Raw genomic sequence first — 12,699 nt, forward strand, 5'->3', positions numbered from 1 at the left:
TTTCGCTTGACGGTTTTGTTGTCGTATCCGTTGTTTCGCTTGACGGTTTTGTTGTTGTATCCGTATCCATTGCCGTCACTAACTTACCTTTAGTAAAACTCTTGAAACCGTCACCCCCACCAAATAGGAAATCATTGATGACAATGTAAAAAGTTTCATTTTCTTTCACTTTTTTACCATTATGATCTTTCAAATCAGTTACTTTAATTCCTTTTTCTGGGCTTCCTTCATAATGATAAGTTAGACCCGCAACTTGCAAGAAATAATTTGTTTTTCCATTTGAATATTGTTCTTCTAAAACGGTCTTGATATCTTTTCCTTTCATCTCAACAACTTGCAAAATATTACCGAATGGCTGAACTTGTTGAACTGATCCCCAAGTAATATTCCCTGTATCAGGAGCAACTAATAAGTCCGAACGAATCCCGCCATTATTGGTCATTGCAAAATCTGGTTTTATCACTTTCCCTTGACTATTTTTCAACTCTGTTTGTTGTGCCATATAAAGTTGCGCATCTGTTATCAAATTACCAATCGCTGATTCATCATGCTCATTGGTGTTTTTTGATACTACGAAATTACCTTTATCATCCTTTGTTAATGTTGATAAATCAGCCTTAGCTACGGTTGCTGTTGTTAATGGTAAAATGACAGTATCTGCTTCCGTTACCAATGCTTTCACTACTTGGTCTTGTTCGCTCTCTGGTAGCTCAGTTGTAGGTTTAACTGACGCTTTTGGTATTGCTTTAAAATCTTTTGTCTTAAGATCTAATTCTCCTTGAACATCAATATAAGCTTTTCCTTGTGAAGTACTTTGAACAACACGCACTTTTGACTTATCTTTTCTTTCAATTACACCATTCGTAAATTGATGATTGTGCCCTGTAAAGACAACATCAATACTATTTTTAGGATCTAATTTATCAACTTCCGTTAAGATTGGCACAATATCTCCAGACACTTTTTCTTTATTGCTTGTTGCTGCAATATGTGAAACAACAACAATGGCATTTACTTTTTCTTTTTCTCTTAAAATTTTAGTGTACTTCGCAATAGATGTCGCTTCATCCAAGACATTAAAATCTTTAGTATGTTGCGCTAAAACAAGATTTGGAAATTCTTTCGTTATCACACCAATATAACCAACTTTAACTTTTTTATCCTCTTGGCCATATTCCTTAACAGTATACGGTTGATAACCAAAAGGGATCTCACCTTTTTTACCTTGCATTCCTGTTGTTTTATTTTCAAGGTTAGCAATCACGATTTCCTGTTTACTTTTTTCTCTTGGATAATTAGAAATAGCTTGCCACAAATTATCACTGACTTGACCTAGTTCTTCTCGAGTTGGCTGACGGCCATCCATGATGCGTTTGAACTCACCCAACCCTTTATCAAACTCATGATTGCCTAATGTTCCAATTGTGAAATTCATCGCATTCGCAATTTTTATCGTCGGCTCATCTCGTAATAATGCTGAATTTGCTGGACTAGCTCCGACTAAGTCCCCTGCCTGAATCCTTTCAGTCACTCCGCTTTGTTCATCCTCTTTAAACTCTGCCTCTGCACGATTTAAATGCGTTGCCAAATTAGCAGCTTTGCCTGCACCTGCATGTTTGATGCCTTCAATATATGCTGATCCAGACGTATCAATTGCTCCATGAAAATCATTAATTCCCAACAATTGGACAGGAACATAATTCGTTTCTTTAATTTCAGCTATTTTTTTACGATTAACTTTTGGAACCGGGATAACTTTCCCTGCTTTTTTCATTTTTTCAAAATAAGCAACGAAGGTATTCGTATCCGTATCCATTGCTGTTACTAACTGACCCTTGGTAAAGCTCTTAAAGCCATCACCACCACCAAAGAGAAAATCATTTATCACAACATGATACGTTGCTTCTTTATCAAGTTTTTTACCACTAGAATCTAAAACTTCTTTAACTTTAAAGGTTTCACCTTTTCCAGTATAAGTATAGCTTAAACCCGCTACTTGTAAGAAATAACCTGTCTTACCATTTTTCATCTGTTCATTCAATACATTTACCACATCTTGTCCTTTAAGTGCAACAACTTGTAAAATATTACCAAATGGTTGAACAGCTTGGGCTTGTCCCCAATTAACATTACCTTGAGTATCTGCCAATAAATCAGCGCGTATCCCACCATTGTTGGTCATCGCAAAATCAACATCTATCACTTTACCTGTACTGTCGGTTAACTTTTCTTCATTCGCTAATTGTAATTGAGCATCCGTTATTAGGTTGCCTAGCGGTGACTCATTATGTTCATTGACTTCTCGACTCACCATCTTTTTACCATCAGTCGCTTCACTTAATTTAGATGCATCTAACTGACCAATCGTTGAAGTCGTAATATTTTCAATCCGCTGACTTGCATCGTCAACGATTGCTTGAACGTTACTGTCAATTGTAGCCACTCCAGGTGCCGTCCCTTTGATTTCAGCCTTCGGAGTTTCCACAAAATCTTGCGTTTTTGCATCTAATTCACCCTGTAAATCAACGTATGCTTTTCCTTGAGATGTCGCTTGTACGACACGGACTTCATTTTTATTTCCTTTATATAAACCATTGGTATATTGATGATTATGAGCCGCAAAAACAACATCCACACTATGATCAGGATCAAGTCCATCTAACTTATCTAGTATCGGAACAATATCGCCCCCTACTTGATCACCACTACTTGTCGCTCCAATATGAGAGACTACGACAATCGCATGAACTCCTTGATTTCTTAACTCTTTTGAATATCGGCTAATCGATTCTGCTTCGTCCAAAACGTTAAAATCTTTCGTGTGCTGAGCCAAAACCAGATTAGTAAATTCTGAAGTTATTACCCCAATATAACCTACTTTTACTTTTTCTCCCTCTTTTTCATATTCCTTAACAACATAGGGTTGATAACCAAAAGGAATTTCACCTACTTGACCATGCACTCCTGTTGTTTTATTTTCTAAATTACTAATAATCATTTTTTGTCCAGAAGCTTCTCGCGGATAATTCCCAATCACACTAGCCAAAGGTTCTTCAAACTGTCCCTCTACAGGAGCTTGACCTGTCATAATTCGATTAAATTCAGCTAATCCTTTATCAAATTCATGATTACCTAATGTTCCAATCGTAAAATTCATGTGTTTAAAGGTTTTAACGGTTGGCTCATCCTGTAATAGTGCCGAATTGGCAGGACTAGCCCCAACCATATCACCGGCTTGAATTCTTTCCGTATTATCAGAATTGGTCTTCGTTTTAAAAGATAAATTAGCAATATTAAGATGAGCCGATAAATTGGCAGCCGTACCCGCGCCTTTAATGACTGTACCATTTAAATATGCTGTCCCAGTTGTATTTAGTGCACCATGAAAATCATTGACCCCAAGTAATTGCAATGGCACAGTCGCTTTTTCAACTTTCTCTTTTTCTTTTTTTTCTGAGGCTTGCTTAATCTTTTCCTCTTTTTTATTATTGGTTGTCGTTTCACTTGTTTTTTCTGAGTTTAACGTTTTACTTTCAGATAAAACAGATGTTTGAGTGTTTGAATTTTGTTGTACTTCTTGCTTTGGTTGTGACATTTCCCCCGTTTGCCCTTCAACTGCAGCAACTTCAACTATTGGCAACACTGCTTGACTAAATAATAAAAAAATTAATACCAACGAACCTGATTGTAGCTTTTTCTTCATGTTCTCTCTCCTCTTTTTTCACGTTTGTAACCGCATTCATTTTAACATAACATCCCCTTAACTAGCTACCCTTTTTATAACAAAAAAAGAAAATGATAAAATCATTTTCTCTTTCTTCAAACTATTTAGTTTAACGATCCTTCAGTTCACCAGTATTAATAACAGGTTGAGTACCTTTATCAGTAATAATTGAAACGAGCAGATTATTAATCAATTGAATTTTACGGTCATCTGTAAAGTTAATTTCCTGTCCCTCTTCAATTTGTTCTAAGGCCATTTGCGTCATCGAAACAGCTCCCTGAACAATTGTTTGGCGGGCAGAAAGAATTGCTTTTGCTTGTTGTCTTTGTAACATTGCACTCGCAATCTCAGTCGCATATGCTAAATGGTTTAATCTTGTTTCAATAATTTGAACACCCGCAACTGCTAATCGTTCTTGGAGTTCTATGGCTAATTTTTCAGAAACCTCGGCGGTATTACCACGTAACGTAATATCTTCATCTTCAAAAGTATCGTAGGGATATTCTGAAGCGATATGGCGAATAGCTGTTTCACTTTGAATTTCAATAAAATCAAGATAGTTATCAACCCCAAATAAAGCTTTGGAGGTATCAACAACCTTAAAAACTACTACTGCTGAAATTTCAACAGGGTTTCCATCAAAATCATTGACTTTTAACACAGAGCTATTAAAGTTACGTACTCGTAATGATATTTCTGACTTTTGAGATAAAGGAACGGTAACAAACAACCCATTTTCTTTAATAGTTCCCAAGTATTTTCCAAAAAACAAAATCGCTTTAGCTTGATTAGGCCCCACAATGGTCATTGAATTCAAAAATAAGAAAGACACTAAAAATAAGATAATACCTAAAACAAGCTTCACAGGTTGCTCAAAAGCAAGGCCTGTTAACCCAAGATAAGCTGATATTAAAATCAGGACAACTAAAACAACTAACGCTAAATAACCATTAACATAAACTACTTTTTTTTCTTCTTGCATCTTCTCGTTCACTCCTTTAATTCATTATCTCATAATTTAAAAACAAAGAAAATAAAAACTGATGATTATGATTGATTTCATCAGTTTCATACTATTTATTCAATTGTTAACTCAAGACCAGCCAAAAGCGGTTGTTTCAGCTTTTAAATAATCAATCCATTCATCTTCTCTTAATTCTAATAAAGTCAATGAGATACCAGACATATTAATCGAGGTCAAAAAATTTCCGGATTTAACCATTGCTACATTAACTTCATTTAGTTTTAGTAGGCGGGAGACATCATTAGCAAATACTGATAGTTCTAATGCTGTCGTATTCCCTAGATTATTAATTAAGATAGCAAAAGGATACTTTGTTAAAGAAGAATATCTAGCAAACAATTTATTTAATAACTCATTTGCTAAGTTTTCACTGGATTTAATTTTTTCGGTTCGATAACCTGCTTCTCCATGGATACCAACACCATAAGACACATGATCCTTCGGTAATACAAAGAGTGGTTTATCATTTGTTCCAAGTAAAGTTGCACTCGACGTCGCAACGCCTAAGGTATTCATTGCCATTACTACTCGTTCACCTAATTTTTTCAACTCTTGTAAGTTTAAACCACGCTTAGCTGCACTCCCTAATATTTTATGAACCAAAACGGTCCCCGCAACACCACGTCTTCGTTTCTTTAAACTAAATTTTTCAACAGAACAATCATCGTTCACAATCACGTGTTCTACTAATATACCTTCTGCTCGTGCTTCTTTTTCTGCTGCCAAAAATTCTCGAACATCTTCTTCAAAATTTTTAACAATTAACAAGACACCTTTTTCACAAGCTAGTATACGAATAGCATTTAGAATTTCAGCCTGTTTAGGTGAACTAAATAATTCGCCACTGACAGAAGCACTTAGCATCCCTTCACCAATATACCCAAAATCTGCTGGTTCGTGTCCACTACCACTCCCACTAAGTAAACAAACTTGATTTTTTAACACTTCTTTTTGAGTAATAATATTTGTTTCTGATATTCGTTTAAGTTGATCCGCGTATAAAAAAATAATGCCATCTAGTATTTGTGAAACAACATGTTTCCTATCATTAATAATAATCATTTTCCACCTCACACAATAAAAAAAGCATGGATTTATGTCATCCAAGCTTTATCAATTTTCATTTTACTCAAAACGCAATTGACGAATTGTCACGTAATGGATAAGCTAGGGCTATCAAGTAGTTTTTTTAAAAGAAAGAAACAAAAGAATAAAATGATTTACTCATTGCGGGGATACTCGATGTTCTTCCTTTATCTAGTTGATAACTAGCTTTCCATAACTTACTAATTTTAGCAATACCTTTTTTAATTTTAGATATGAAATCTCTGTTTTACTTATTATTAGCGGGGAACCAATAATAATGGGGATACGCGTTTAACTATCATGGGGGATAGCCTTTTGTTTAAACGGATAACACTATGATTTCAATCTATTTAATTCAAAAATACGCTAGTTGTGACAATTAATTAACTAGATAATACTCAATCATTCAGTATCATTCTCTATCAGATAGATTATTTTTTCTAACCTATCTGATATATTTATTATACTATGAAAGGGCTTTCTTGCATACGGACAATTTCTTTGTTTTGTCCTTTAGCTATTTTCGATTGTTAAATTCTAAAAAAACTGTTATTCTAAATCTGTTAATAGGACATTTATTTTAGAGAGGTATCGGCACGATATGACTATAGGGGAAGCTTTAATCACTAAGAAAATTATCGCTTATTCTTTTAAAGACTTAATGAAGAATAAAGATTTTCATAAAATTTCAATTACAGAGATCATGGCTCATGCTGACTTACGTCGTCAAACATTTTATGATTATTTTACAGATAAATATGATCTGTTAGCTTGGATTTACAACCAGGAATTTACTGAAAATGTTTGGCACTTTTTAGATTATGAGCATTGGACCAAAGTTTTACCACGTATTTTACACTACTTTAAAAAAAACAAACTTTTTTATCAAAAAATATTAATCCTTAATGAGCAAAACTCTTTTGATCAATTTTTCCAACAGCATACTAAAGAAGTTTTAGTTAAGTTTTTAACGAGCAACTTAGTAAAAACAGAAAAAAAATCACGATTGAACAATATGCTTATTTCTATTCATTAGGAACAACTGGAATCATTAAAGGTTGGATCCTTGATGGTTGCCAAAGATCAGTTGATGACATTTCTGATTTTCTAATCACGATTATTCAAGTTTACTTCTATCAAGAAACACAAAAAAGCAGTTTAGGTTAAATAACCTAAACTGCTTTTTATTAATGCAATATTTTTCCTTTTTTTAGTTCAGTATTTAAATGACTAAATAATTTATCTGCTTTAGGATAACAAAGTAGACCTCCAACAAAGAACACAATTGTTACACTAATTAAAATTACGATAGCTTTAATCGCTGATGGCCAATAAATCCCACCGACCGATTCACGTAATAAATTAACTGCATGCGTAAAAGGAATATAAGGATTAATCGCTCGGAAGAATGGACCTGACATCTCTATTGGAAAGTTTCCCGCTCCTGCAGAGATGGATAATACCAGAATAATAATCGCAATACCTTTACCTAAATTACCAAATAAAGCAACTAGTACATAAACAATCATCATAAAACTAAAACTGATCAATAAAGCAAAAAGCATATTCCAAATCGGGTTTTTAGTATATGCACCCAACATAAATTGATTTCCTAATACGACAATCACCGTTTGGCCAATTCCAACAGTGATGAACGTTAACATTCTTGCCAAAAATTGTTGACGTTTAGAATAACGTTTTTCTTGCTCTAAATCTAAACTAAATTTAGTACTGGCAATACTTGAGAATAGAATAGCACCAACCCATAAACATAAAGCTGTATAGAAAGGCGTGCTTGCAGAACCATAATTGGGTATCTTATAAATTTGTTTAGTCTCAAGTTGAACAGGACTAGATAAAAAATCACTTTCTGCTTTTGAATCTGATTTAAGTAACTTGATAATTTCACTCAAGTCAACATCTTTTTCACCCTTACGAATTAAATCACTCGCTTTGCTGATACTTTTTTTAATATTTGGCCAGTCATTTTGAATCAAGCCTGTTGCCATTGTCAAAGCTTCCTCTAATTTAGGTGCTTTTTCATTCGCAAGTTTCAAAGTTTTCGTGACATCGGTTTCTATCCCAGGCAAATCTTGTTGAATAAAATTAGACGCTCGATTCAACTTGTTCTTTAAAACTGGAAAATCTTCTTGGAAGAAGTTAGCTCCTCCATTGATGCTAGCTATTATTAAATTCATATTGCCATTCAATAATTCATTGACAGAATGAATTTCATCTTTGACAGCTGGCATTTCTTTACGGTATTTTTCTAAAAAACTAATCGCTGTTTGAACGGTTTCACTCGTACTACCCATTAACTGCTCAACACGATTTATTAATTGTTGATTAACAATTGAACCTGTTACATTTCCAGCAATTGTCAACATTTGTTGAGCTTCACTAATGGTCTCATTGACCGCTTGCGTTATCGCCCCAACGGGAATACTTGCGGCCTCCTGATTGATAGTTGCAGCTAGTTGACTAATTTGATTTAAAGCGGCTGATAATTCAGAAGGTTTATTAATTAAATTCTCCCAATTGGCTAACACATTGTCTACTTTTTGTTCTGCATCCTGTACAACACTCAACAATCCATTTAAACGTTGAATCACACCATCTAAAGCTTGTGTTCCTGTCGTTTCTTTTAGTTGATTTAAAACGTCAATTTGACCATTAATCATACTTGCTTGAAAACTCAAACGTTCAGAAACTCTAACTAAATGTGCGTGGATCGCATCTAAAGACGCTTGTGATAAATTATTTTCATCAATCATTCCTGCTAAATTACTTGTAAGTTCTGCTGTTTCTTGAGAAACAATGATTACAATTGTTAAGCCTGACTCTACCCCTGAAGCAATATTTGGTAAAGCAGCTTGAATCTGATTCATACTTTCTTGAACTTGAGGAATCAGTGTATTAGCTGAATTCGCTAACTCATTTACTTGTGGTAATACTTTTTGCGCATCTTGAATGATCGTTAAGCCGTTCTTTGCGTCAACAATCGCACGATCCATCGTATTAACTACTGAATCAAAATCATTATCAATCATAGCAACTTGTTGACCTGCATTTTTTATCTGCGGTATTTTAGCTTGTGTCGCACCAACTAATCCACCCATTTTTTCAATTTCTGGCACCTTTTGATTTAAAGTAACTACTTTTTGCCCCATTTGATTAACTTCTGGTAAATAGTCTACAAATTCATTTGCCATCGCCAATTTTTTATTAATTTCTGGCATTTTTTGATTTAACGTTAAAACTTCTTTCGTATAACCATCAATGACATCAAGATTATCATCCAATGCTAAAATTTTACTGGTCATTTTTTTTATTGATGGTAAATTAGCATCTAAATTAAAACCAATCTCATTTAAAACCGTTAGCAATGTTTTACTTGCTGTTCCAATAAATTCACTCGTAATCGTTTCTTGTAGTGTTCCTGCTCCTTTATCTGATATCTTAGGGGCAATAGCATTAATTTTTTCATTTACACTATAAACAATTTTAGGATGTTTGATATCTCCTGTGACAAAACTAACTAAATTCTTTGAAAAATCACTAGGTAAATAGATCCCAGCATAATATTTTCCACTTTTAACCCCACGATCAAGCGTTTCTTTACTATCAACAAATTGCCAATCTAAGGACTCATTTTCTTTTAAATTATCGAGAACTTGATCACCAATTAAAACTTTTTGATCCATTACTTTAGCTTCTTGATCATCCGAATACACCGCAATTTTCAAATCACCTGTATTAGAATAGGGATCCCACAATGCTTCAATATTAAACCATGCATATAATGAAGGTATAATCATTAAAGCAATCATTAATATAAAGGTGATCTTATTTTTAAAAATCCGACGCCAATCTAATGCGTATAATTCAGCAACTTTTTTTAACTTTTCCACTGCTTATCCCTCCCCAACTAATTGATTCCAGTTATGTTTTGGAATCTCTTGATAATTAATAAAAATTTTGTTGATTATTTCTTCAACTTTTATCTCTGCTAATTCTTTATTCCATGCCTGATCGGCTTTTCTAAAGTAGTCAGAGATGATAACATCACCATTTTGGGCGATTTTATTAAAATCAGTAAAGGCTCTTTCTAAAAAACCACAATCTGGCAATGATTTCAACGGTCCTTCAATCGCTTCAACAACATCTAATAATGTAATATCTTTAATTTCTTTCTTAAGATAAAAACCTCCACTATTTCCAGAGACCCCTTCAATAATCTTAGCGACAACTAGCTTTCGAAGTAACTTTTGAATATAAGAAGGCGACATCTCAAGTTTTTGATATAACGTCATAGATGACGCTGGTATCCCTTGCGTCTGTGTTGTTAAAATGGCCATTATTGCTAATGCTTGTTCTGTTGCATTGGTTAATTTCATGACTTTTTCACTCACTTTCACTTGCTTACAAAAAGCTATTATAGACTTTTGATGTCCACAATGCAAGTCCTTCTTTTTCATTTTTAAAATAAAAAAAAGAAGATAGCTTTTTTCGCCATCTTCTTACTATTTTAATTGACTAGATTACTTCTAAGTGTAAATCAATCGGTAAGGTAGTGATATCACCATCACTAACCGCGTCAATCAGTAATTGTTGAATATCAACCCCTAAATTATCATTCAGAAGCGCTTCCTGGTAAGCGATGTACTCTCCACCACCACTTGCTCGGTAATCATTAAGTGCGATACTTACCACTTGATCTTCTTCGATTGGTTTTCCCTTTAAATTCAGACGGGTGATTCGTTCCCCCACTGGTTGACCAATATCCATTACATAGTCTAATCCGTAATAAAAGTCATAGTTATAATGCTCCAATTTCGGTGAAAGCCACGTTGGATTAATAATAATTTTTTCATTCTCTTTTACAAAATAAGTTGCTGTTTTTTCCATCATTTCTTTTAATTGCTTACCAGTCAGCTCAACTTTACACAGTAGATTTTCATAAGGATAATTGACTAGAACATCTCGAATTGATAACTCTTTATTCATTGGATACAACGAATTAAAGGAACTAACAATCGCAATATCCGTTTGTGCTATTCTTTGTTCTACATTCGCAATTAAACGTATCCACTCATTCCCAGTTTGAGCTAAGGCTAGATGGTCTTTTGAAACGATGGCCTCTGGTAGTTCACCAATGGCTTGATCTAAGTATTCTTCTACTTCAGCATTCATTGACACATAATTATCAAATTTTTCAGTATTAAAATAGCCAGTAGGTTCTAATAAATTTGCTTTAATTTCTTTTTTGCTCGTCTCAACTTCGATTTCAAAAAAATTACGTGCCATGTTAGTTGGCTGGACGATAAAAGTCCCTTCCAAATCTTGACCTTCAATCGTTTGATGTTGATGACCTGTTAAAAGTAAATCAAATGATAAGTTTTTAGCTAATTGATAACCAATATTTTCTTTCGTCTTAGAAATTAATTCTTTACTATCAATATCTATTTCAAAGCCACCATGATAAAGACAAATAGAAAAATCAACTTGACCTTCTAATCGTTCTAAAGCTTCTTTAGCTGCTTGAAAAGGATTCACAATTTGAATTTCTTTTAGATGTTCAGGTTTTTCCCAAACATTAATATATTCTGTGGTGATACCGACAATCCCAACTTTCAAACCATTAGGCATGACTTTAATTAACTCTGGGAATAAAAGGTGGCCCTGTTGGTCCAAAACATTGACACATGTTACTGTTGCTTGTAAATCGTTTAACTCTTGAGCCAGACGTTCAAACCCATAATTAAAATCATGATTTCCCAATGTCACGACATCGTATCCAATTTGATTAATGGCTTCAATGACACCTGTCGCTCGTTGTTCTTTTTTTTGAAAATAATTAACAAAAGGAGAGCCTTGAAACATATCCCCTCCATCAATCAAAAGAGTGTTTTCATCGCGTTCAAATTGCTCTGATGCCGACAATAAACCAATTGGCTTTATTTTAGAATCACTGTAATCTGTTGGAAGAAGATAACCATGTACATCTGACGTATAATAAATTTTTAAGTCCATATATTATTGTCCTTTCAATAATTTATTACGAATTTTTGAAGATACATTTTCGACGATAACAATTAAAATGAACAGCCCAATTAAAATCGCGCCCACCTCACGCCAACGATAAGCATTCATCGCAAAGATTAACGGAGCACCAATACCACCTGCACCGACTAAACCTAAAATCGTAGCATCTCGTAAATTCATATCAAAACGATAAAGTAAGATTGAGAAAAAATCTGCCTTTAATTGAGGGATAATTCCAAAACGAATTTTTTGAAATAAAGTACTCCCTGCCGCTTCCATAGATTCAACGATTCCTTGATCTAAATCTTCAATTGTTTCAGTAAACATTTTTGAAATCATACCAATCGACGCAACAGCTAAAGTCAAAACACCCGCTGAAGCCCCTGGTCCTGTCACACGAATAAACATTAAACCATAAACAAACGGTGGAACCGTTCGAATAGCCATTATGATAAACCGGAAAAAGACGGCTATCCAACTCGGAACAATGTTAGTTGCTGATAAAAAAGACAATGGCACTGCTAAAATTGCGCCCACAATCGTTCCTAAAACAGCAATCGCAATTGTTTCTAAGAGTAAATAAGGAACGCCTTTAGCCGTTAAACCAAATAAGAAATCTAATTCCGGATTAAATATTCCCTTAAATATATTTTTTGCAATCGTTACTCCCTCATTTGACATCGGTTGCACTTCAATTACAGTCGAGCTCCATACGAAAATAGCTAGAATTAATAAGGTTAAACCAAGATAATACGCTTTTTTATTCGGTTCTTTACTCAATTCTGCTGTTAACATTTTTTCATCCATTCCATTCACTTCC

At 34.1% G+C, this 12,699-nt stretch carries 9 protein-coding genes; 2 read left to right on the forward strand and 7 right to left on the reverse strand.

All coding sequences use genetic code 11. From position 1 onward, the window contains the following. The 3 genes from ACTJFD_RS00670 to ACTJFD_RS00680 all read right to left on the reverse strand — a co-directional run. A partial coding sequence (locus tag ACTJFD_RS00670) for a bifunctional metallophosphatase/5'-nucleotidase (protein ID WP_442259112.1) occupies nucleotides 1-3,703 on the reverse strand: 3,703 nt, incomplete at its 3' end. Nucleotides 3,704-3,833: 130 nt separating this feature from the next. Continuing rightward, entirely contained in the window at nucleotides 3,834-4,706 is an 873-nt protein-coding gene (locus tag ACTJFD_RS00675; protein WP_442259113.1) for an SPFH domain-containing protein, read from the reverse strand. 111 nt (nucleotides 4,707-4,817) lie between these two features. Then, nucleotides 4,818-5,810, reverse strand: coding sequence for a dihydroxyacetone kinase subunit DhaK (locus tag ACTJFD_RS00680; protein ID WP_442259114.1), 993 nt, complete (start codon nucleotides 5,808-5,810; stop codon nucleotides 4,818-4,820). A gap of 625 nt (nucleotides 5,811-6,435) precedes the next feature. Here ACTJFD_RS00680 and dhaS point away from each other — a divergent pair. Further along, nucleotides 6,436-6,870, forward strand: a complete 435-nt coding sequence (dhaS, locus tag ACTJFD_RS00685; protein ID WP_442259115.1) for a dihydroxyacetone kinase transcriptional activator DhaS — start codon at nucleotides 6,436-6,438, stop codon at nucleotides 6,868-6,870. Then, nucleotides 6,840-7,001 (forward strand): TetR-like C-terminal domain-containing protein, encoded by a 162-nt coding sequence (locus tag ACTJFD_RS00690; RefSeq protein WP_442259366.1) that lies wholly within the window; start codon nucleotides 6,840-6,842, stop codon nucleotides 6,999-7,001. The genes dhaS and ACTJFD_RS00690 overlap by 31 nt, the downstream gene beginning before the upstream one ends. A gap of 20 nt (nucleotides 7,002-7,021) precedes the next feature. Here the strand turns inward: ACTJFD_RS00690 and ACTJFD_RS00695 are convergent, their stop codons facing one another. The 4 genes from ACTJFD_RS00695 to phnE form a co-directional block, all read right to left on the reverse strand. Continuing rightward, entirely contained in the window at nucleotides 7,022-9,745 is a 2,724-nt protein-coding gene (locus tag ACTJFD_RS00695; RefSeq protein ID WP_442259116.1) for a YhgE/Pip family protein, read from the reverse strand. Between the two features lie 3 nt (nucleotides 9,746-9,748). Further along, nucleotides 9,749-10,231, reverse strand: coding sequence for an Rrf2 family transcriptional regulator (locus ACTJFD_RS00700; protein ID WP_442259117.1), 483 nt, complete (start codon nucleotides 10,229-10,231; stop codon nucleotides 9,749-9,751). A 139-nt stretch (nucleotides 10,232-10,370) separates the two neighbouring features. After that, entirely contained in the window at nucleotides 10,371-11,867 is a 1,497-nt protein-coding gene (locus ACTJFD_RS00705) for a bifunctional metallophosphatase/5'-nucleotidase (protein ID WP_442259118.1), read from the reverse strand. A 3-nt stretch (nucleotides 11,868-11,870) separates the two neighbouring features. Further along, nucleotides 11,871-12,686, reverse strand: coding sequence for a phosphonate ABC transporter, permease protein PhnE (phnE, locus tag ACTJFD_RS00710; RefSeq protein WP_442259119.1), 816 nt, complete (start codon nucleotides 12,684-12,686; stop codon nucleotides 11,871-11,873). Nucleotides 12,687-12,699 lie beyond the last annotated feature (13 nt).

Source organism: Vagococcus sp. (assembly GCF_052102835.1).
GTDB lineage: Bacteria > Bacillota > Bacilli > Lactobacillales > Vagococcaceae > Vagococcus.